Annotated in this window: 19 protein-coding genes and 1 tRNA gene; 19 read left to right on the top strand and 1 reads right to left on the bottom strand. The window is 61.2% G+C overall.

The annotated features are described in order from the left end of the window. Positions 1-11: 11 nt before the first annotated feature. The 19 genes from AAAX73_RS00520 to AAAX73_RS00430 all read left to right on the top strand — a co-directional run bounded on the left by AAAX73_RS00520 (position 12) and on the right by AAAX73_RS00430 (position 21,504). Positions 12-746: a response regulator gene (locus tag AAAX73_RS00520; protein WP_349124722.1), complete on the top strand. Its 735-nt coding sequence runs from the start codon at positions 12-14 to the stop codon at positions 744-746. A gap of 92 nt (positions 747-838) precedes the next feature. Continuing rightward, positions 839-1,783: a zinc dependent phospholipase C family protein gene (locus AAAX73_RS00515; protein WP_349124721.1), complete on the top strand. Its 945-nt coding sequence runs from the start codon at positions 839-841 to the stop codon at positions 1,781-1,783. Positions 1,784-1,884: 101 nt separating this feature from the next. Further along, the gene (locus AAAX73_RS00510; protein ID WP_118080676.1) at positions 1,885-3,144 is read left to right on the top strand and encodes an MFS transporter; all 1,260 of its coding nucleotides are present in this window, start codon (positions 1,885-1,887) and stop codon (positions 3,142-3,144) included. 170 nt (positions 3,145-3,314) lie between these two features. Next, positions 3,315-4,502 carry a glycosyltransferase gene (locus tag AAAX73_RS00505; protein ID WP_349124720.1) on the top strand — a complete coding sequence of 396 codons (1,188 nt, stop codon included), beginning with the start codon at positions 3,315-3,317 and terminating at the stop codon, positions 4,500-4,502. Next, entirely contained in the window at positions 4,499-5,842 is a 1,344-nt protein-coding gene (locus AAAX73_RS00500) for a histidine kinase (protein ID WP_343001629.1), read from the top strand. The genes AAAX73_RS00505 and AAAX73_RS00500 overlap by 4 nt, the downstream gene beginning before the upstream one ends. A gap of 72 nt (positions 5,843-5,914) precedes the next feature. After that, positions 5,915-6,631 carry a response regulator gene (locus AAAX73_RS00495; protein WP_118080682.1) on the top strand — a complete coding sequence of 239 codons (717 nt, stop codon included), beginning with the start codon at positions 5,915-5,917 and terminating at the stop codon, positions 6,629-6,631. A gap of 94 nt (positions 6,632-6,725) precedes the next feature. Beyond that, positions 6,726-7,193 (top strand): YfcE family phosphodiesterase, encoded by a 468-nt coding sequence (locus AAAX73_RS00490; RefSeq protein WP_118080684.1) that lies wholly within the window; start codon positions 6,726-6,728, stop codon positions 7,191-7,193. A gap of 409 nt (positions 7,194-7,602) precedes the next feature. Further along, positions 7,603-7,680 (top strand) — tRNA-Asp (locus AAAX73_RS00485). A 344-nt stretch (positions 7,681-8,024) separates the two neighbouring features. Next, entirely contained in the window at positions 8,025-8,510 is a 486-nt protein-coding gene (locus AAAX73_RS00480) for an Rrf2 family transcriptional regulator (protein WP_118080686.1), read from the top strand. Between the two features lie 21 nt (positions 8,511-8,531). Further along, positions 8,532-9,437 (top strand): adenine glycosylase, encoded by a 906-nt coding sequence (locus AAAX73_RS00475; RefSeq protein WP_349124719.1) that lies wholly within the window; start codon positions 8,532-8,534, stop codon positions 9,435-9,437. Between the two features lie 114 nt (positions 9,438-9,551). Further along, entirely contained in the window at positions 9,552-10,091 is a 540-nt protein-coding gene (gene rbr, locus AAAX73_RS00470) for a rubrerythrin (protein WP_006235152.1), read from the top strand. 451 nt (positions 10,092-10,542) lie between these two features. Next, a complete protein-coding gene (locus AAAX73_RS00465) occupies positions 10,543-10,965 on the top strand; it encodes a hypothetical protein (protein ID WP_349124718.1) in 423 nt (140 codons plus the stop codon). Positions 10,966-11,088: 123 nt separating this feature from the next. Continuing rightward, on the top strand, positions 11,089-12,444 hold the full coding sequence (rmuC, locus tag AAAX73_RS00460) for a DNA recombination protein RmuC (RefSeq protein ID WP_118080692.1): 1,356 nt from the start codon (positions 11,089-11,091) through the stop codon (positions 12,442-12,444). 125 nt (positions 12,445-12,569) lie between these two features. Then, positions 12,570-14,372, top strand: coding sequence for an ABC transporter ATP-binding protein (locus AAAX73_RS00455; RefSeq protein WP_118080694.1), 1,803 nt, complete (start codon positions 12,570-12,572; stop codon positions 14,370-14,372). Between the two features lie 63 nt (positions 14,373-14,435). Then, the gene (gene nth / locus AAAX73_RS00450) at positions 14,436-15,101 is read left to right on the top strand and encodes an endonuclease III (RefSeq protein WP_349124717.1); all 666 of its coding nucleotides are present in this window, start codon (positions 14,436-14,438) and stop codon (positions 15,099-15,101) included. A gap of 120 nt (positions 15,102-15,221) precedes the next feature. Beyond that, the gene (gene mfd / locus AAAX73_RS00445; protein ID WP_349124716.1) at positions 15,222-18,854 is read left to right on the top strand and encodes a transcription-repair coupling factor; all 3,633 of its coding nucleotides are present in this window, start codon (positions 15,222-15,224) and stop codon (positions 18,852-18,854) included. Positions 18,855-18,910: 56 nt separating this feature from the next. Further along, positions 18,911-19,774 carry a phosphatase PAP2 family protein gene (locus AAAX73_RS00440; RefSeq protein ID WP_349124715.1) on the top strand — a complete coding sequence of 288 codons (864 nt, stop codon included), beginning with the start codon at positions 18,911-18,913 and terminating at the stop codon, positions 19,772-19,774. Between the two features lie 45 nt (positions 19,775-19,819). Continuing rightward, positions 19,820-20,845: an aminotransferase class V-fold PLP-dependent enzyme gene (locus tag AAAX73_RS00435; RefSeq protein ID WP_349124714.1), complete on the top strand. Its 1,026-nt coding sequence runs from the start codon at positions 19,820-19,822 to the stop codon at positions 20,843-20,845. Between the two features lie 77 nt (positions 20,846-20,922). Continuing rightward, positions 20,923-21,504 carry a GNAT family N-acetyltransferase gene (locus AAAX73_RS00430; protein ID WP_118080704.1) on the top strand — a complete coding sequence of 194 codons (582 nt, stop codon included), beginning with the start codon at positions 20,923-20,925 and terminating at the stop codon, positions 21,502-21,504. A 47-nt stretch (positions 21,505-21,551) separates the two neighbouring features. Here the strand turns inward: AAAX73_RS00430 and AAAX73_RS00425 are convergent, their stop codons facing one another. Then, positions 21,552-22,274 carry a GntR family transcriptional regulator gene (locus AAAX73_RS00425; protein WP_349124713.1) on the bottom strand — a complete coding sequence of 241 codons (723 nt, stop codon included), beginning with the start codon at positions 22,272-22,274 and terminating at the stop codon, positions 21,552-21,554. Positions 22,275-22,375 lie beyond the last annotated feature (101 nt).

Here is a 22,375-nt window from a genome sequence, read left to right as displayed (position 1 = left end):
GGGAAGCGCATATGTCCGAGGGATGGAACATCTTGGTGGTTGATGACGAGCCTCCTATTAGGGCTGAGCTACGCTATCTGTTGGAAAAGGATACGCGTGTGGGTCAGATTGCCGAGGCGGGCAATGTCACCGAAGCCGTGGAGTCGATTCTGTCGAACAAGCCCGACGTGCTGTTTTTAGACATTACCATGCCCGGTCGCTCGGGAATTGAGCTTGCCGAGACGCTGCAGAACCTAAAGACGCCGCCGGTCGTGGTGTTTGTGACGGCATTTGCCGAGTATGCGGCCGATGCCTACAACCTCGATGCTGTCGATTACGTCGTCAAACCGGTCGAGGATGCCCGCTTGTCAAAGGCGCTCGACAAGATTGAGACTGCCCTGGGCGCTCGCCGTGTCGTCCATGCTCCGCACCAGCCTTTGCGCCTGACGGTGGATCGCGGGGGCAAAAAGGTGTTCATTCCCGTGGCGGATGTCTGCTACTTTGAGGCGCGCGCCGATTTTTGCAACGCCGTCTGCGCTGAGGGGACGTATCTGATCAATGAGTCGATCTCTTCGCTCGAGCGTCGCTTGGGCTCCGAGGGCTTTATTCGCGTTCATCGCAGCTATCTGGTCAATTTGGAAGACGTGCACAATGTTGAGATTGGCTCCACGGGCCTGATGGAGCTCAGGCTCGACCGCGTGAGCTCGACGGTGCCGGTGTCCCGTCGTCGTGCCGCCGAGGTCAAGTCGCACCTGGGGCTTGCGTAAGAGGCTTGCGTGCCGTCGTTTACCATCGCAGGTTTGGTATGGGCGCGCGGTGGGCATAATGGGTGGCATCGAATGAAATCGAAAGGATCATTATGCCCGCGCTTATCACCCATCATCTGTTTGGCGAGGAAAGCATCGACCGTCTTCCGCAGGGCGTCATCACGTCCGATGAAGAGCGCATTGCCTTTATCTTGGGCAACCAAGGCCCCGACCCGTTTTTCTTTCACATTCTGACACCGCGTGTTTCCGACTGTACGCTGCTGGCGCAGGTCATGCATCGCTCGCGCATGTCTCGCCAGTTCGCGTGCCTGCGCGACGGCGTGTCGCATCTGCTGCCGCGCGACGCCAGCTTGGGTCGCGCCTTTGCGCTGGGCCTGCTGTCTCATTACGTGCTCGACCGCAACGCCCACCCCTTTGTCTATGAGCAGCAGTTTGGCATCGTGGAGTCCGATTCAGAGCTTGAGGATTCGAGCAGTCAGGTCCATGCCGTGATCGAGAGCGACCTGGATGTACTGATGCTGCAGCTTAAGCGCGATGGCGCTACGGTCGACGATTACCCGCCGGCGGGCGAGATCGTCACCACCGACCGCATCAACCGTGTGGCCGGCGTGCTGATGAGCTACATCGCCGGGCGCGTGTACGGTATCGACATCCCGGCGGGGGAGTACGCCGGCGCCGTCTCGGACATGCAGATGCTCTATCGCACCATTGAGCCGGCCGGCTCGGTAAAGACGCGCGCGATTGCCCTGGTTGAGGGCTTGGTGCATGACTACTCGCTGCTCGACGGCCTTGCTCATCGCGTGACGACGGAGCTGCCCGAGCGCACCGGTAACCTGGGCCACCTGACATGGAAGAATCCCTTTACCGATGAGGTCTCGACCGAGAGCTTCCCCGAGGTCTTTGAGCGCGCGCTGACCGATTACGAGCTCACCGTTGCCCGCTTTATCGAGACCGGTGACATGGATGCCGTGACCGGCCATATCAACTATAGCGGCCGCGTACTCGACGCCGACGAGGAGTTCGACCGCGAGGAGTAGGGCCCGTGCGTGCCCCTTTGCCGAATCCTTACCAGCGCTTCTGTGCAATTGGGGTACGATGAACTAACTGCATATCGGGCGAATACGAAGGGGCCCTGTCCATGAAATACACCAAGCTCGAGCGTAACTGGGTTATGTACGATGTGGGCAATTCGGCCCTCGTGTTGCTCAATACCTCGGTGGTGCCCATCTACTTTAACGCCATCAATACCGGTGCTTCCTCGGCAGACCTGGTGGTCGCTTGGGGCAACGCTCAGACGATCGCCTCGCTGGTCATTGCCATGCTCATGCCCATTCTGGGCGCGCTTGCCGATTACGCCGGCAACAAGATTAAGTTCTTCTTGGGCTTCTTCCTCACGGGCCTGGTTCTTTGCCTGGCGCAGGCTATCCCAATGTCCGCCATGGCATTTTTGACCGTGTACGTGCTGTGCACCATCGGCCTTAACTCTTCTATGACGTTCTACGACGCCATGCTGCCCGACATTACCACCGACGAGCGCATGGACGCCGTGTCCAGCTCGGGCTATGCCTGGGGCTACATCGGTTCCACCGTGCCGTTCATCATCTGCCTGGCGCTCATCATGGGTGGCCCCGCTCTTGGCGTCCCCACCATGCTGGCAACGCGTCTGTCGTTTATCATCACTGGTGCCTGGTGGCTCATCTTTACCCTGCCGCTCATTCGCACCTATAAGCAAAAGTACGGTCGCGAGCGCGGTCCCGAGGACACCATCGGCCACATCGTGGGCGGTGTGTTCTCCGAGGTCGGACACACCATGCGCGAGATCGCCCACAACAAGACCGTGCTGGTCTACATGATCGCGTTCTTCTTCTATATCGATGGCGTCCACACGGTCATTTCCATGGCTACCAGCTACGGCTCGGCTTTAGGCATCGACTCGACCCAGCTGGTGCTGGCGCTGCTCGTTACGCAGTTCGTGGCCTTTCCGTCCGCCATCATCTACGGCAAGCTCGCCGGACGCGTGGGCACGCTCAATATGATCCTGGTGGCGGTCGCCGCCTACATGGGCATTGTGCTGTTCGCCGCATTCTTCCTAAAGACCGCCTTTGAGTTCTGGGTGCTTGCCATTATGGTCGGTCTGTTCCAGGGCGGCGTGCAGGCGCTCAGCCGTAGCTACTTTGGCCGCATTATCCCTAAGGAAAAATCCAACGAGTACTACGGCTTCTTTGACATCTTTGGTCGTTATGCAAGCGTCATGGGCACCTTCCTAGTGTCGGTCGTCACCTCACTGACCGGCAACCCGTCGCTAGGCGTCCTTTCCATTGGCGTGCTGCTGGTCGTTGGCTTTGTGCTGCTGGTCCGCCTGTCTCGCATGACTCAGGCGGCAGAGCGGGCCGCATAGAAGCGAGCGGCTATTGTGCCTGTCCGCGGTACTCTTTTGGGGTTATCCGCAATAAACATTGCGACTTGCGAGCAATGATTTGCCCAAGTGGGTATGATGGAATCAGCTAGGTCGCGGGGCGTCGCCTGTGTTTGGCGGCGCCCCGTTTTTGTGTTGCAGGGAGGGAAGGCATGAACGCCACGGTTGTGATTCCAACATACTGGGCGGGCGATGATGCCCGTGCAAACGCTCCCGGCGTCTATGACCACTCGACGAAGCTCAACGCCACCAATCCCGAGCTCGACCGCTGCCTGGCCTCGCTCGAGCAGGTGCGCGACATTCCGAGGATTATCCTTTTGGTGGTCTGTCCCATCTCGGCCACGGCTGATGTGTCGAAGCGTGTCCACGAAATCGTCGACGCGCACCCTACGCTCAAGGTCACCGTGGTTACCAACACCCAGGCATCGCGTATCGCCGACCGTGTGGCGCAGATTGCTCCCAAGGGCTCGGGCGAGTGCGTGAGTCTGCGCGGATACGGCGCCATTCGCAATATGGGGCTTGCCTGCGCTGCGGTGCTCGGCCACGATGCCGTTGTCTTTTTGGATGACGACGAGACCGTTATCGATGCCGACTTTATGAAGCGCGCGACCTATGCACTGGGCCAGCAGACGCGTCAAGGCCTGCCGATTTTGGTTAAGAGCGGTTACTTTTACGATCGAGACGGATCGCCGTTGGCGCCCACAGACAAGGTGGGCATTTGCCATCGTTGGTGGACCAAACGCATCGAGTTTAATCGCTGGATGAAAAAGGCGCTCTCGGGCACCCGTATCTCTCGTTCAAACTACGTGTGCGGCGGCCTTGTGGCGCTTCATGCCCGCGCCTTTACCCGTGTGGCGTTTGACCCGTTTATCACCCGAGGCGAGGACCTAGATTACCTCTTTAACATGCGCATGTTTGGCTACGACGTGTGGTTTGACAACGAGTGGGTCGTTCGTCACCTGCCGCCCGAGTCCGAGAAGCGCTCGCCGCGCTTTATGCAGGACGTGTACCGTTGGTACTACGAGCGTGCCAAGCTGACATTTGCCGCGCACCAGCAGGAGCTCGTTCCCGTCACGGCCGCGTCACTCATGCCCTATCCGGGCCCGTGGATTTCGCGCGAGCTCGACGACCGCGTGCGCAAGACCGCCATGGTCCGCAGCATGTTTACCCGCGAGCACGAGGGATACCTGCGCATTTGGCGTCACGGTATTGACGAAGCCAAGACCTACGCGCGCCAAAACGCCGCAAGCTACCTGCGTTTCCAGAGCTTCTGGCCCAAGATCATGGACGGGCTCTGGCGCGACGCACAACTGACCAGCATCCTGGAGGGGACTGAATGATCGACCGCCGCGCCCAGCGCGATAATTCAATATCAATCTTTCGCGTGATTGCCGTTGTCTGCGCCATTTGCGTGCTGGTGTACTTTATTTTTGCCCTGGCGACTGGAATCGAGCCGATCGCGACCGTGGTCGCCTGCGCACTGCTGTGCATCTTTCTGTGCATTTTTATCTATTTGACGCTCAATCCCGATTCGGTGCGTTCGCAGTACACCGAAGAGACGCTCTCGGTGGCCTCTGCCATGCTCGAGGACATCAAAGGCGGTCTGACGCAGGAGTCGGCGCGTCTGGTGTGCCAGCGCATTTTGCCCGAGACGCGTGCCATGACGGTTGCCATCACCGACGAGAGCAACGTGCTGGCCTGCGCGGGCGAGTTTGAGGAAAAGCTGCTGCCCGATTCGCCCATCCACACACTTGCCACGCGCTACGTCATCGAGCACGGTATCGTCCAGTCGTTCAACCGTGTGGTGGACGTGGTGGGTTCGGATGGCTCGCACAACCATGTTCCCGCCGGTATCATCGCTCCTATCAAGGTGGGTGACCGCACCGTCGGCACGCTCAAGTTCTACTACAAGACCCCGCGTGCCGTCGACCGCACTCAGTACGCGCTTGCCTCGGGTTTTGCCGAGATCCTGTCCACGCAGCTCGCCATCCACGAGCTCGAGGTGCAAAAGGAGCTCACGGCCCGTGCCGAGGTGCGTGCCCTGCAGGCGCAGATCAACCCGCACTTCCTGTTCAACACGCTCAACACCATCGCGTCGTTTACGCGTACCGATCCGCTGCGCGCCCGCGAGCTGCTGCGCGAGTTCTCCTCGTTCTATCGCGCCACGCTCGACAATTCGGGCTCGCTCATTCCCGTGTCGCGCGAGGTCGCGCAGACCAAGCGCTACCTGACGTTTGAGAAGGCGCGCTTTGGCGAGGATCGCGTGCTGGCGACCTTCGACGTGTCCGAGGACGTCGAGGACACGCTGGTGCCGGCATTTGTAATCCAGCCAATCGTCGAGAATGCCGTGCGCCATGGTATGGGCGACGACGATGCACTGAGGATCGACGTGTCGGTCCACAGGGATGGCGAAGATGCGATTTTGATTGTGGTCGCCGATAACGGCGTGGGCATGGACGAAGGCACCGCTGCCAGACTGTTTGACGAACGCTCCGCCCGTCCCGACGCCAGCTCCCCGCAGGGCGGCGGCGCCGGTGTGGCCATGCACAATATTTCGGAGCGCATCCATCGCTTTTATGGACCGCACTCTTATACACGCGTCGAATCGGCCCCGGGCAAGGGCGCTAAAGTGCTCCTGCATCTCGATTTGTCGGAGAGCATCTTCGACATTCAAGAGTAGAATGATAGGTTACGGGTTTAACGCTAGTTGGCGGATGCCCGACGTAGTTAGTTGACGAAAGGTTTTATCCCTATGCTGCGTGCGATGATTGTGGATGATGAGGCCCCGGCCCGTTCGGAACTTCGCTTCTTGCTCGAGCAGACGGGCAAGATCGGCACGATCACAGAAGCGTCGAGCGTTCGCTCCGCTATCGAGATGCTTATGGAGAGCCGCGTCGATGTTGTGTTCCTCGATATCTCGATGCCTGGCGCTTCGGGTCTGCAACTTGCCGAGGCACTGCATAAGCTCAAGAATCCGCCGGCGATCGTATTCGTAACCGCGTACAGCGATCATGCGGTCGAGGCGTTTGATGTGGATGCCGTCGACTATCTGATGAAGCCGGTCGAGGAGGCTCGCCTGGATCGAGCGATCGATAAGGTTATGCAACGCGCCAAGCCTGTCACGGACAGCAAGGTGACCATCGAGCGCATCCCGGTGGAAAAGGGCGGCCGCAAGGTCCTCATCCCCGTGGACGACATTCGCTTTATTATGGCCAAGGACGATTACTCCTGTATTTATACGGTCGATGACCGCTTTTTGTCCACGACCTCGCTGGCACAGTTCGAGGCCAAGCTCTGCGACTTTGGCTTCTTCCGCGTTCACCGCCGCTATATCGTCAACTTGGCGTGTGTCACCGACGTCGAGACGGTTCCCTCGGGCGCTATCCAGCTGGGCATTACGGGCGTCGACGAACGCGTACCGGTTTCGCGCCGTCGCGTCGTGCCACTCAAAAAGGCCCTGAGCCTCTAGTACACCGGCCCCGCAGCCCTGTAGACCAAAATCGTCTGCGGAGCCGTGGGGCTTTTTGCATGAATGCACCAAATCTTTTTGCGGAAGGGATCCCATGAACAGTGCAAGCGCCAAGCGTATCGACATTATCTCGGACACCCACGGCTATCTTTCGCCTGCGCTCTTGGACGAGCTTAAGGGTGCGGATCTGATTATCCACGCCGGTGACCTTACGTCGGAGATGGATTACGAGCATCTGCGCACCATCGCCCCCGTGCGAGCGGTGCTGGGTAATAACGACTACTACCGCGACTACGGCCCCGATGTGGACCGCTTGGCGCTCTTTACCTACGAAGGCCTCAAGTTCGCCGTAGCCCACTACCGTGAAGACCTTCCGGTGGGATCCGTGGACGTAGCCATCAACGGTCACACCCACGTAACCAAAGAAGCCCAAGTAGGCCGCTGCCTGGTCCTCAACCCAGGCAGTGCCAGCTATCCAAGAGGCACCCGAGGCCCCACCATGGCCAGAATGCTCGTCAAGGACGGCAAGATTCTGAGCACCAAATTTATTGACCTAGAGTAGGTGCAACAAAAACGGGGGATGCAGATCGCATCTCCCGTTTTTCTTTGAGCCAAAGGCCGAAGTTCAACAACAATCTTAGACAACCCTGCCGAGGAGAACGGGGACCTCGAGCCGCGGAAGCGGCGAGGAACAAAGTCTTTGAAGCAAGTGACGGCAGGGAGGGTCTCCGGGGCCGGCTGGCGCGGGTTGAGTTTGTCGCGAGTTCCGCACGCAAAGGAAAGCACTTAATGTGCTTTCCGTCTTGCGCAGGACTGTAGAGCAGCAAACTCAACCCGCGCCAGCCGGCCCCGGAGACCCTCCCGGAGGGACCGAAAAACTTTTTCAAAAAAGTTGTTGCGCGCCGGACAGACTTCTGTGTATACTAATCCCCGCAGCGCACGCGAGCGGAAACAAACGCGAACGACTGCCTGGGGAGTTAGCTCAGTTTGGTTAGAGCGCCGGCCTGTCACGTCGGAGGTCGCGGGTTCGAGCCCCGTACTTCCCGCCAACGCAATTAAAGCCACGTCTTCGGACGTGGCTTTTTGCGTTTAATAGGCCCTCGATCTTATATGCCTCTTTATCCAAATCACCGCATTCGCAACGAGCGAGCCGGCCTCTACTGATATATGTGTTCAAACAGGGGGTTTGTTGCGCAACATCTGTTCAATGAAGCAGGGGGTTCGGTTATACTAAATTGCACTTTAGGCCGTACCTGATTCAGCTAGTCTTCAAGTGCGGCATTCAGTGAACACCCATTTTATAATTTGGTTGTTCAGGCGGTCATTTGGCGTCTCGACACAAGCTCGGCCCCGGAGCTCGTTCGAGCTGTTCGTATTCCTTGAAAGGGGAAACATGGACATATCGAGGAAGACTGATTATGCCCTTCGCATGCTTGCGATGCTTGCCGAGGAGCCGGAGCGGTTGCTTTCTGTTCGCACTGCTGCCGAAGAGGTCAATGTTCCGTATTCGTTTGCCCGTTCGATTCAGCACGGCTTGGTTCAGGCCGGCATTGTGGAGAGCCTGCGTGGTGTTCATGGCGGCATGCGCCTTAAGGTGAGCCCCGACGATGTCACGATCCGTCAGGTCGTAGAGGCCGTTCAAGGCCCCATGGTTATGAACGATTGCACCGCGCCCGATGGCGACTGTGCGCGCATGGGCACGTGCTGCTATCATCCCCTGTGGGCCGGAGCCCAGGCGCTGATGCGCGACTATCTCGATTCCGTTTCGCTCGGCGATATCGTCGCCCATCGCCAGTTTCCGGCTGTCGATCCCAAGTTCGCCGACCGCGATGCGTTTCCCGAGTACGCCGCTTGCGCGTATGCTTGCCGGGAGGAATAGCGACGCATAAGGAGCATTGTCATGATTCAGGACCCCTTTCGTTCGATGATTCGTTCGGAAGGGGTCCTGCGTTATCGCGACCTTCCGTGGCGCCGCACGCGCGACTCGTATATCATCTGGCTTTCCGAGGTCATGCTGCAGCAGACGCAGGTGCCGCGCGTGGAGACGCGCATGCCGGCGTGGCTCGATCGCTTTCCTACTGTCCAAGCGCTTGCTCAGGCCGCCCCTTCCGATGTCTTGGACGCGTGGCAGGGAATGGGCTACAATCGCCGCGCCCTGGCGCTTCACAGGGCTGCACAGTGCGTTGTGGAGGACTGGGATGGGGAGTTTCCGCGCGAGACGCACGATCTGGTCGCGCTGCCCGGCATTGGCCCGGCGACGGCGCAGGGCATCCGTTCGTTTGCATTCGATCTTCCAGGCGTGTATCTGGAGACCAACGTGCGCACGGTCTTTTTGCATCATTTCTTTCCCGATGTGCCGGCCGTTCCCGATCGCGAGCTGGTGCCGCTGATTCAAGCCGCCTGTCCGGCGGCCCCCGGTGCGGCGGCGGACGAAATTGCGCCCTTTGCCGCGCCTCAAGACGATGCCGACACGCCGCGCGCGTGGTATTACGCGTTGCTGGATTACGGCGCGTATCTTAAAAAGACGCTGCCCAATCCGTCCAGGCGATCGGCGGGCTATAGTCGTCAGTCCAAGTTTGAGGGCTCGCGTCGCCAAAAGCGCGCCCACATTGTGCGCATGCTGCTGGCGGCGCGCGATGGGCAGCCGGCAGGTATTACGGTTGATGAAGCTGTTACAGGCGTTAACGAGATGGAGACGGCAGCCGGCCGAGAGTCGGTCGAGCGCGAACTGGTCGCAAGCATCCTTGCCGATCTGGAGCGCGAGGGCTTTTGCCGCTCCGAGGGCGATCGTTGGTTGAGCGTGTAGCCCGCTCAAATCTGAAGAACAGGATTATAAGGTTTAAATTCTCGGCATGAGGGCATCCTAAAGACAGGGCCGCTCAAAGCCTATGGGCGGCACGTGTTGAAGGGAAGTACACCTATGGATTTTGAGAACTCTCAGACCAAGAAGAACCTCGAGACTGCTTTTGCCGGTGAGTCCCAGGCACACACCAAGTATCGCTACTATGCATCCAAGGCCAAAAAGGACGGCTACGTTCAGATCTCGAATATCTTTGCCGAGACGGCGGGCAACGAGTCCGAGCATGCCAAGCTGTGGTTTAAGTATCTGCACGACGGCGCCGTTCCGGGCACTCTGGACAACCTGCGCGACGCCGCCGCGGGCGAGAACTACGAGTGGACCACGATGTATGACGAGTTTGCCAAGACCGCCGAGGAGGAGGGCTTTGCCGAGATCGCCGAGAAGTTCCGCGGCGTCGCCGCTGTCGAGAAGGCCCACGAAGAGCGCTATAACAAGCTCGTCGAGCGCATTGAATCGGGTGAGGTGTTTGAGCGCGAGGGCGTAAAGGTGTGGAAGTGCTTGAACTGCGGGCACCTGCATGTTGGTGCCGAGGCGCCCGAGGTGTGCCCGGTGTGCAACCACCCGAAGGCGTACTTTGAGGAGCAGGTGGTGAACTACTAGCGCGTGGCGCTGGTTGCTGCGGGGCGCGGGGCGGGAGGCCGGATTGCCTTCCCTCCCCGCTCACGGCTCCGCAGGGTCGCGTTGAGGGAAGGCAATCCGGCCTCCCGCCCCGCGCCCCGGCGTTGGGTCGTCGCGTGCTCGTTACTGAAAAGCTGATTAGAAGTTTGTGTGCCGCCCCTTTAGGGGCGGCACGTTTTTGTGTGGGGTCCCGGTCTTCACAATTTCCGTCAAGCTTTTGGTTAGGTTTTGGTCGGTTGGCGAAAGGGCAGAAAGGCAAAAGATTGCTGGCGAAAAAAGCTCAGAGAAAGTGCTGGTAGGAGAGTTGTTGAGGTTTTCGACAGCTTTTGTCAACAAGAAACTTTGCGGCTATTGCTACGGATTGCGTTGCCGTGGCCTTGGCGGTGCGGGATGCTGGGCGTAAGCGTCGAATGCTCCGATTTTGGAGGCCAGCATGGACCTGTTTCTTGAGACTCCGCAGCAACAAGCTGAGCGCATGTTGCGTCAGCAGCAACGGCTCATGGAGATGCAAATGCAAGGGGTAGCCGCCCAGCCCCCTGCGCAAAATGCCACGCCTGCGGTTTCGCCTGCGGGCGGATCGGCGCCAGAAAACTATTCCGTACAACAAGATTCATATGCGCAGGAGCTTGCGTTCGACAAGCGTCGTGCGCGTCGCCGTCGTTGGACCCAGCGCCTGCGTACGCTGGCGATGATCGTGCTGATCCCGTTAGGGCTCGCGGCAATCTTCTTGGCCTCATATGCCCTCACGTGCATTCTCAACGGCGCCTCGCCCAGCGAGGTGCTTGAGCACTTAGCAGCTCTCGGCCAGCGCCTAAGCGATGTCGTAGCAACCATCCGCGCCGGCTGGGAGAGTTAGCGTTTTAGTACCTGTGGCCCAAAATCCATTTGTCCGATTGCCGCGTGACGCCCGGTGCGTGTGGCGGGGTAAGATTGACCGCGGTTTTGATTGATGATCGATTGAGTTTGTTGGGCGGAGTCTATGTCTGCTATTGATATCGTGCTTGTTGTGATTGCTTTGGTGGCGGTGGGGGTTGCTGTGGCTTGTGCCCTGCAGCTTAAGGGCCTTCGTGCCGAGCTGCAGGAGCGTGGCGATGACGGGGCAGAGATGCTGGCTGCGCTCGAGCAGGCCAACAACGCGCTCGACACCCTCAACGTCGCGTTGGCAGAAACCCGCCGCACGGCAAATGCCATCGCGCAACAGCAGACGACCGATGCGGCCGTAGAGCAGCAGCGTTACCTGACCATCGCGCGTGAGCTCTCGCAGGCTGGCGACCGTATGGATGACCTGCGCCGCGAGACGGCCCAACAGCTCGGTGCCAACCGCGAGGGCATCGAGCACCGCCTGGACAAGGTGCGCGAGACGGTCGATGCCCAGCTGGGCGCCATCCGCAAGGACAACAACGTGCAGCTCGATCAGATGCGCGCGACGGTGGACGAGAAACTCTCCCGTACGCTCAACGATCGCCTGTCTGCATCGTTTAAGCAGGTGAGCGACCAGCTCGAGGCTGTGTACAAGGGTTTGGGCGATATGCAGTCTATCGCCACCGGCGTGGGCGACCTCAAGCGCGTGCTGGGCAATGTAAAAGCGCGCGGCATTTTGGGCGAGGTACAGCTGGGTGCAATCCTGGCGGACATCCTTACGCCCGACCAGTATCTGGAAAACGTCGCCACCAAGCCCGGCGCCTCGGAGCGCGTTGAGTTTGCCGTCAAGCTGCCGGTGGACGAGGGCGATCCCGTGCTGCTGCCGATCGACTCCAAATTCCCGGGCGACGCGTACGAGCATCTGCTCGACGCGCAAGAGTCGGGTGATGCCGAAGCTGTGGCCACCGCGCGCAAGACACTCGACGCTATGGTGAAACGCGAGGCAAAGGACATCTGCGAAAAGTACCTGAGCGTGCCCGCGACCACCAATTTTGGCATTATGTTCGTGCCGTTTGAGGGCCTGTACGCCGAGGTCGTCAGCCGCCCCGGGCTTATCGAGACCCTGGGCCGCGACTATTACGTTAACGTTGCCGGCCCCAGCACCATGGCGGCCATCCTCAACAGCCTGCAGATGAGCTACCAGACGTTTAAGTTGCAAAAACGCACCGATGACGTGCTGCGCGTGCTCTCTGCCGTCAAGGCCGAGCTGCCGCGCTATCAGGCGGCGCTGCGCCGCGCCCAGCAGCAGATCGAGACCGCAGGAAAGACGGTCGAGGGCATCATCACCACGCGTACCAACGTTATGGAGCGCAAGCTCAAGGATATCGACGCGCTGGAAGACGCGCGGGAGGCCGACGAGATCTTGGGACTCACGTCTGCGGAGCTGCTCGCAGACCAAAAAGACGAGGACTAGCTGCATCTGACGGCGGGGCGCCTGCGCAAGCGCGGGACGCGGGCGCTTTTCGCGTCGCACTTGCCTGAAGTGCGCTTTAGTGTGCAACAATGGCGTTTCGCCCTATCAGACGCGAAAGGAAGCCCATGTCTCAGAGAAACACCAGTCCGCTCAAACGCTCCACCGTGCGCCGCACGCTGCAGCGTTTTTGGGACGTCACGCGCACGCAGCCGCTGATCGTCTTTCTCTCGGTGTTCTCGTCGGCGGGCTACATCTTTTTGCTCACGTTTGCCAACACCTACGTGATGGCCCTCATCGTCGACCGCGTCCAAGCGGGTTCCGTGGCGGGCGATCAAGTATTCGAGGTCTTTGGTCCCTACATTCTGGCGCTCGTGCTCGTTAACCTAGTGGGCCAGATCCTCTCCAAGCTGCAGGACTACACCGTCTACAAGCTCGAGATTGCGGGTAACTATCACTTGGCGCGCCTGTGCTTCGACACGCTCTCCAATCAATCCATGACATTTCACACCAGCCGCTTTGGCGGATCGCTCGTGAGCCAGACGAGTCGTTTTATGAGCGGCTATACGGGGCTGGTAGACGTGACGGTGTATTCGCTCATTCCCACTATCACCTCGGTTGTCTGCACGGTGGCGGCGCTCGCTCCGGTGGTGCCGACGTTTACCGTGATCCTGGTGGGCATCATGGTCGTCTACATCGCGTTTGTCTGGCTTATGTATAAGCGCATCATGCCGCTTTCGGCCGCGACGTCCGCCGCGCAGAACAAGCTGTCGGGTGTGCTGTCCGACGCGGTCACGAACATCCTGGCCGTCAAGACCTGTGGGCGCGAGGACTTTGAGCGCGACCTGTTCGATGCCGCCGACCGCGCCGCGCGCGACGCCGAGACGGTTTCGATGCACGCCATGATGCAGCGCAACTTTACGACCTCGGGCCTTATCGTCATCACCATGGCCGTGGTGAGCGTGTTCGTCGCGGGAGGCAACGCGTGGTTTGACATCTCTGCCGGCGCGCTCGTCATGATTTTTACCTATACGTACAACCTCACCATGCGTCTGAACTACGTAAGCTCCATGATGCAGCGCATCAACCGCGCGCTCGGTGATGCGGCCGAGATGACGCGCGTGCTGGACGAGCCGCGTCTGGTGGCAGACGACGAGAACGCTCCCGAGCTTAAAGTGACCGAAGGTGCGATTGATTTTGAGCACCTGAGCTTTGCATACCGTGACGCCGCGGCGGGCGAGAACGTGTTCGACGACCTGACGCTTCACGTGGCGGCGGGCCAGCGCGTGGGCCTGGTGGGCAAATCGGGCTCGGGCAAGACGACGCTCACCAAGCTGTTGCTGCGCCTGGACGACGTACAGGGCGGCCGCGTGCTCGTGGACGGTCAGGACGTCTCGCGCTGTACGCAGCAGAGCCTGCGCCGCCAGGTTGCCTACGTGCCGCAGGAGGCGCTGCTGTTCCATCGCACCATTCGCGAGAATATCGCCTACGGACGCCCCGACGCCACCGACGAGCAGATCCGCGAGGCCGCGCGCCTGGCAAATGCCCTGGAGTTTATCGACCGTCTGCCCAACGGCTTTGACACCATGGTGGGCGAACGCGGCGTTAAGCTTTCGGGCGGTCAGCGCCAGCGCGTGGCCATTGCCCGCGCTATCCTGACCGACGCGCCGATCCTGGTGCTCGACGAGGCGACGTCTGCCTTGGACAGCGAGTCCGAGGCGCTGGTGCAGGAGGCGCTCGAGAACCTGATGCGCGGTCGCACCTCCATTGTGGTGGCACATCGCCTGTCTACCGTGGCGGCGCTCGATCGCATCGTGGTGCTGGCGGACGGCGAGATTGTCGAGGACGGTACGCATGCGCAGCTTGTCGAGGCGGGCGGCGAGTACGCAAGCCTGTGGGGCCGCCAGACCGGCGCATTTTTGGAGGCGTAAAGACCCCATACGTGGGACAATCGTGCCCATAGGTTTGTTATGCCGCTGAAGCGAGGAGTCATTATGCCACGCGAGACCAATGCCGCCAAACGCGAGCGCGCCGTTGAGGTGTGCGAGCGCCTCAACCGTCGCTATGGCCCGGTCGAGTGTTTTTTGGATCACGAGAATCCCTTTAGGCTGCTCATTGCCGTACTGCTCTCGGCGCAGACGACCGACGCGCAGGTCAACAAGGTGACGCCGCGGCTGTTTGCCCAGTGGCCCACGCCCGAGGCCATGGCGGGGGCGAGCGTGGCCGATGTGGCCGGTACCATTAAGTCACTCGGCTTTTATAAGAGCAAGGCCAAGCACGCCGTGGAAGCCGCGCAGATGATCGTCACCGATTACGGCGGCGAGGTACCGGCCGACATGAAGGAGCTCGTCAAACTGCCGGGTGTGGGGCGCAAAACGGCGAACATCGTGCTCAGCGTGGGGTTTGGCATTGTCGAGGGCATCGCGGTCGATACGCACGTCAACCGCATTGCACACCGCCTGATGCTGAGCCCCAAGACGCATGCCAAGGAGCCGCTCAAGACCGAGCAAGATCTGCTCAAGATTTTGCCGCACGAGTATTGGGAGTCGGTCAACCACCAGTGGATTACCTTTGGCCGCGAGATCTGCGATGCCCGCAAGCCTAAGTGCGACGAGTGCCCGCTGGCAGACCTTTGCCCCAGCGTGCGCGTTTTGGGGTAGCTGTTTGGCGTGCGCTGGCGTGTCCATCTCATGCGCTACCATGACAATCAAGACTTTTGACGAACGACCCGCCGAGCTTGCCCCGGCGGGCTTTTGGCGTTGCAATGCCGGAGGAACAGCATGCTCATTCACCGTATAGCCGCGCAGCTCTACACTGCCGAGGCCTTGCAGACCGTCGAGGCCGGACTCGATGCCGGCGAGGACGTGACGCTGGCCGTGTCGCAGTCGGGCCGTACGCTTATGGCGGCCGCCCAGTTTGCGCGCCGTCCGCGACCGACGGTCTACATTGTGAGCGGCGAGGACGCGGCCGATCGCGCCGCGCGCAGCCTTGCCGCCTACGTGGGCCTAGCACATGTGTGCCGTTTTCCCGAGCGCAAGGACTATCCGTGGCGCGAGCAGGCGCCCGACGACGCCGTGGTAGCCCAGCGCTGCGAGGCGCTCGGGCGCATCGTACGCGGGGACAACTGCATCATGGTCGCCTCGGCCCGCGCACTGCTGCGTTGCGTGCCGCCGGTCGAGAGCCGCTACTGGGAGTCGACGACCTTTGCGGTGGGCGAGGAGATTCCCTTTGACGAGGTGCCACAGCGTCTGGTGGGCATGGGCTACACCAATGCCGGCGCCGCCGACGCGCCCGGCCTGTTCCGTGTGCACGGCGACACCGTCGAGGTGTTTCCCGCGCAGGAAAAGGCGCCCGTGCGCATTGAGTTTTTCGGCGACGAGATCGACCGCATCCGCCGCATGGTGAGTTCAACGGGCCAGACCATCGGCAACGAAGACAGCATCGAGATCTTCCCGTGCCGCGAGCTGGCGCTTACCGACGAGGCCGTCCACAACATGCACGTGGCGCTCTACCGCGCAAGCCAGGACGACAGCAAGCTGGCGGCGCTGCTCGAGATGGTGGATGCACGTATCGTCACGCCTGAACTCGACCGCTTTTTGCCGGTGATGTACGGCCAGACCGTAAGCCCGCTGGCGCACGTGAGCGGCAAGGCGCTCGTGGTTTTGTCCGAGCCGCGCTCGCTGTTCGACGATTGCCTGCGCGTCTACGAGGATATCGAGGCGCGTGCCGGCGAGGCGGGGGTCGACCGCCTGGACGGCCTGTACGTGCGTGCCCAGCAACTCGACTTTGGCGCTCAACAGCGCCTGAACTACGTGAGCCTCATCCGTGCCGGCGGTGCGGTGACGGCCGAGCTCAAGATTGAGCAGCCTGCTATCGCAGGCTCGGACAACCGTTTTATGACGCGCATCCAGGAGGTCGTGGGCAAGCGCTATGCCTGCGTGTTTGCCATCCCCGACCGCGGTGCGCGCGAGTCGATGGAGCTCACCTTTGGCGACGAGGGCATTACCTTTGAGGAATCGCTGACCGCGGCGCCCGAAAATACCGGCGCTATCGGCGACCGCGTGCGCGTGGCAGCGGCGGATTCCGCCGACCGTGCCGCACGCCAGGAGGCCCATGCTTCCATTCGCGAGCGTCGCGCCGACGCGCTCAACGCCCGCCCGCTCGAGGCGGGCGCCGCGCAGGCTGCCGCCGGCGCCGCCGTGCCCACCATCTCGCGCGGGCGCGTGACCTTTGTGGACGCTGCCCTGCCGCAGGGCGTGGTGGTGCCCGACGCCAATTTTGCCGTGTTCTCGATCGCCGACCTCAACGCTCGCATGGATGCCAACCGCGCGCGCAGCCGCCGCAAGGTTGACATTACACAGATCACCTTCCCGTTTAAGCCGGGCGACTACGTGGTGCACGCTACCCACGGTATCGCGCTCTTTAGCGAGATCGCGCGCCAGGAAGTGGGCGGCAAGGAACGCGACTACTTTTTGCTGGAATACGCCGATGGCGACAAGCTCTACGTGCCGCTGGAGCAGGTTGACCGCATTACGCGCTACGTTGGTCCCGACGGCGATAAACCGCGCTTGACCAGGCTCAACACCGCCGACTGGACGCGGGCCACCAACAAGGCGCGCAAGAATGCCAAAAAGCTGGCGTTTGACCTGGTCGACCTGTATACGCGCCGCTCGTCGATTACCGGTATCGCCTGTCCGCCCGACACGCCCGAGCAGATCGAGATGGAGGAAAGCTTCCCCTACGACGAGACGCGCGACCAGCTGGAGGCTATCGCCGACATCAAGGCCGACATGGAGGCACCCAAGCCCATGGACCGCCTACTGTGCGGCGACGTGGGTTTCGGCAAGACCGAGGTCGCCCTGCGCGCGGCCTTTAAGTGCGTGGACTCCGGCCGCCAGGTCATGGTGCTCTGCCCCACGACCATTCTGGCCCAACAGCACTACGAGACATTCTTTGAGCGCTTTGCCCCGTTTGGCCTGGAGGTCGAGGTGCTCAGCCGCTTCCGCACCTCGGCGCAGCAAAAGCGCGCGCTCAAGGCGTTTGCCGAGGGCACGATCGATGTGCTCATCGGCACGCACCGCTTGCTTTCTGCCGATGTGAACCCCAAGAACCTGGGCCTGGTGATCATCGACGAGGAGCAGCGCTTTGGTGTGCAGCACAAGGAGCAGCTCAAAAACCTGCGCGAGCAAATCGACGTGCTCACGCTCTCGGCAACGCCCATCCCGCGTACCATGCAGATGGCCACGAGCGGCGTGCGCGATATGAGTCTGATCACCACGCCGCCGACCGGGCGTCGTCCCGTGATCGTGCACGTGGGGGAGTACGACCCCGACGTGGTGAGTGCGGCGATTCGCCTAGAGGTGGGCCGCGGCGGTCAGGTGTATTACGTGTCCAACCGCGTCAAGACCATCGACGATGCCGTGGCGCGCGTGCACGAGGCCGCGCCCGAGGCGCGCGTGGGCGTGGCGCACGGCAAGATGAGCCCGCGCGAGGTCGAGGACGTGATGATCGAGTTTGCGACCAAAAAGATCGACGTGCTTATCGCCACGACCATCGTGGAGAGCGGTATCGACAACGCGACCGCCAACACGCTGATCATCGAGGACTCGCAGCGCTTGGGCCTGGCGCAGCTCTACCAGCTCAAGGGTCGTGTGGGTCGCTCTGCCACGCAGGCCTACGCGTACTTTATGTTCCCGGGCGAGCTGCCACTCACCGAGGAGGCGATGGCGCGCCTGACCGCACTTTCCGAGTTCCAGGACCTGGGCAGCGGCATGCGCATCGCCATGCGCGACCTGGAGATTCGCGGCGCCGGCTCGCTTATGGGCGCCGAGCAGCACGGCAACCTGTCGAGCGTGGGCTTTGACCTGTTTACGCAGATGCTGGGCCAGGCGGTGGCCGAGGCGCGCGGCGATGACGACGCCGGCGTGGAGGCGGCGAGCGTGGGCATTAACCTGCCGGCCGACTACTTCTTGTCCGAGGAGTACCTGCCGGCGGTGGATCAGCGCGTGCTCGTGTACCGCAGGCTCGCAGCGGCCGAGGACCTGGAGAGCATCGATGAGGTGCAGGAGGAGACCGAGGCTGCGCATGGCGAGCTGCCGTTGGCGGGGCTCAACTTGTTCAACCGCGCGCGCATCCGCATTCGCGGCGAGCGTCTGGGGCTCGAGAGCGTCACGCTCAGTGGCGGTCGCATCACGTTTTTGGGCGTCGACGTGCCCAAGAAGGTGGCCTTTGAGCTTAAGACTCGCTATGGCGCGGTGAATTTCCCCAAGAGCCGCAAGCTGTCGGTACCCTACAAGGCAGGCGCCGGTGCGGGCAGCGGCCTGGGTCGCGGCCTCGACGCCAATGACGGTACCGGCCCCGTGGCCGCGGCGCTCATGCTGCTACAGCAGCTGGGTGCGAGCGACGACGACTAACGGGTCGACGCTGCAAACGCCCCGTTTGGGCAATCTGGCTCCATCGAAAGGAAAGCATGTTCGGATACATCTATAAGAAAGATGTCGCCATTATCGCGGTTGTCCTGTGCCTTTGTCTGGGCGTGGGCAGTTTCTTCGATTATCAGATTTCGAGCGCGCTGTTCAACATCGGCAGCATGTACGGTCACTTTGTCGAGGCGGCCGGCGAGCTGCCGTTCGAGCTGACGGCGAGCATCGCGGGCGTTATGCTCGTGCGCTCGGCACGCCCCGATTCCAGGGGGAGCAAATGGCTCGCTGCGCTGGGCGTTTTGATCAACGTGGGTCTGGTCGGCTACGAGATTATCGGATCGCTGCGCGTCGGCGGCAAGCTCATCGCGTTTCAGCTGGTGCTGACGTTTGTGCTGGTCATTGCGGTTAACGTTATTGCCTATCGCCTTACGCGCGACACCGCGCCCGACGAGCTCACGCGCTGGGCGTTGATGGTACTTGTCGTGTGGGTCGCTCAGGCCATTATCCTCAACGTGATCGTCAAGCCGCTGTGGTCGCGCCCGCGCATGCGCGTGATCGAGGTCACGCCGGGGCTCAATTTTCAGCCGTGGTGGGTAATCGGCAATCCCGACAAGTGGACCTATATCGCCGCCGGCGTGATCAAGGACGGGTTCAAGTCGTTCGCGAGCGGGCACACCGCGCATGCGGCGATCGGCCTTATGCTCGCCGGGCTTCCCGCGGCAGCCTTTAAGGAAAAACCTTCGCGTCGCCGCGTGATCTTTTGGGCGGCGGCTGTGGTCGCGGCGCTCGTCGCCTTTGGCCGTATCGTGATCGGAGCTCACTTTTTGAGCGACGTGAGCTGCGGCTTTGCCCTGGTGTTGGCGCTTGAGTGCCTTGCCGCGCGCGTTGCCTATCCCAACGGCGTACAATAGCCCCGTTTGAATCATCGGGCCCGTGCCCGGCTAGAGAGGATTGCCATGCTCGCGTTTAACAACGACTATTCCCACGGCGCACATCCGGCAGTGCTGCAGGCGCTCGTCGACACCAACATGGAGCCGCAGCCCGGCTACGGTACCGATGCGCACACCGAGCGTGCCAAGCAGCTTATCCGCGAGGCCTGTCAGGCCCCCGATGCCGACGTGTTTTTTCTGGTGGGCGGCACGCAGGCCAACGCGACGGTGATCGACATGCTGCTTGCGCCCTACGAGGGCGTCGTTGCTGCCGAGACTGGCCACGTCGCCTGTCACGAGGCGGGCGCCATCGAGTTTGGCGGTCACAAGGTGCTCACCATCCCCGGCTATGAGGGTAAGATGCGCGCCGAGGACCTCGAGAACTATATCCAGGTGTTCTACGAAAACGAGAGCTACGAGCACACGGTGTTCCCGGGCGCTGTGTACGTGAGCCTATCGACCGAGTACGGCACGCTGTACTCCAAGGCCGAGCTCGCGGCGATTCACGCGGTGTGCCAGAAGCGCGAGATTCCGCTGTTTGTGGATGGCGCCCGCCTGGCCTATGCGCTGGCGGCCGATGAGTGCGACATTACCCTGCCCGAGCTGGCGCAGCTGTGCGACGTGTTCTACATCGGCGGCACCAAGTGCGGCGCTCTGTGTGGCGAGGCTGTGGTGTTTTGCGGCATGCACACCCCGGCGCATCCCATTCCGCGTATTAAGCAGCACGGCGCGCTGCTTGCCAAGGGCCGCCTGACGGGTGTGCAGTTCGAGGCCCTTTTTACCGATGGCCTGTATTTTGAGATTGGTCGCCAGGCGATTGAGACCGCTCAGGCGCTGCGTCGCGTGCTGCACGAGCGCGGCTACCAGTTCTTCTTGGAGACGCCGACCAACCAGCAGTTTGTGATTCTGCCCAACGAGGACATGGCCCGCATTCGCGAGCATGCGGCGATCGAGTACTGGGAAAAGTACGACGATACTCACACGGTGGTGCGCTTTTGCACCAGCTGGGCCACGACGCAGGAGGATATCGACGCGTTGGCGGCTGTCCTGTAGCCTGATGTAATGACAAGGGGCCGCCCTGCGCCTGAGCTTGGCGCAGGGCGGCCTTTGCTTTTGGGGAGAAGGGTTGTATGACCGAGATGTCCGAGCCGACGATTCGCCTGGCGACGCCCGATGATGCGCCGGCGTTGCTTGCCATCTATGAGCCGTATGTGCGCCAGACGGCGATTACCTGCGAATACGAGGTGCCGAGCGTTGAGGAGTTCGCTGGGCGCATCGAGCGTACGCTCAAGCGCTATCCATATTTGGTGATGGAGTTGGACGGGCGTCCGGTAGGCTATGCCTACGTGAGTTCGCTTAACAGCCGCGAGGCGTACGACTGGTCGGTCGAGACATCGATCTACCTGGCGCGCGATGTGCGCCACGGCGGGCTGGGCCGCAAGCTGCACGACGCGCTCAAGCAATGTCTGATCGCGATGGGCATCACCAACATGTGCGCGCTCATTGCCGTGCCGCACGACAAGGACGACGAGTACCTGACGCACAACAGCCAGGATTTCCATGCCCATATGGGATATCGCCTGGTGGGCGCCTTCGACCGCTGCGCCCAAAAGTTCGGCCGCTGGTACGACATGTGCTGGATGGAGCTGGTCCTGGCCGAGCGCGTCCCTAACCAACCTAAGCCAACCTGGTTCCCCGACCTCCTCGCCTAAAACCACCACAAAGGTGCCTGTCCCCTTTGTGGTGGTTTTGGTGTTGGTTAGCCGATGGGTTCGGTGTATTTGGCACGGTCGGTGCGTTGGATGCGCTTGGAGACATGGAGCGGGCGGCCGTCGGTGTCGTAGACGTAGTCGGTGATCAGGATCAGCGCCTGCCCGCGCTCAACGTTGAGCAAAAACGCCTCGTTTTGCGAGGCATAGCACACCTCAAAGGTCTTATGCCCCTGTGCCGGCGCGCGATGGAACTCCTGTCGTAGCGTGGCGTAGAGTGAACCGTTGATATCGCGATCGATGAGCGTCTCGAAGCTTGGCGGCAGGTAGGTGGTCTCCAGGCACAGCGGCGCGTCGTCCAGATAGCGCAGGCGGACAAGTTTGACGAGCTTGCTGCCCACGGCGGCGTCAAAGAACTTAGCTATGCTGCCGGCCGCCTTGGCAAAGCCCGAGTCCACGGTGCGCGTGGTGGGCTTCATGCCCTGGCCTTCGACCTGCTTGGTATAGCTCGAAAACACTAGGTTGTTCTCGTGGAGCGCGGGCGTGTCGGCCACAAAGGCGCCGCGCCCGCGCTCGGTACGAATTAGGCCCTCATCAACGAGCACCTTAAGGGCGTGGCGCACGGTGCTGCGCGACAGGCCCGATTCGTCCATGAGTTCCATCTCGGACGGCAGCTTGTCTCCGCGCGCGTAGGTGCCGGCGGCGATGCGGTCGCGCAGCATGTCCGCCAAACGCTCGTATTGGCTCAGTTTCTTTTTAGACGAAGCGTTCATGCGATCAACCTGTATCTAACTTGTATGCGTATCTAATCAAGCATGTATTCAATACAACAACAAAACCGCTGGTAGCTAGTTATCGAAAACCGCATCAGCAA

Source organism: Collinsella sp. CLA-ER-H9 (assembly GCF_040092295.1).
Classification (GTDB): Bacteria; Actinomycetota; Coriobacteriia; order Coriobacteriales; family Coriobacteriaceae; genus Collinsella.
Note: the sequence above shows the minus strand (reverse complement) of the source record. Positions and strands in the feature narration are given on the sequence as shown.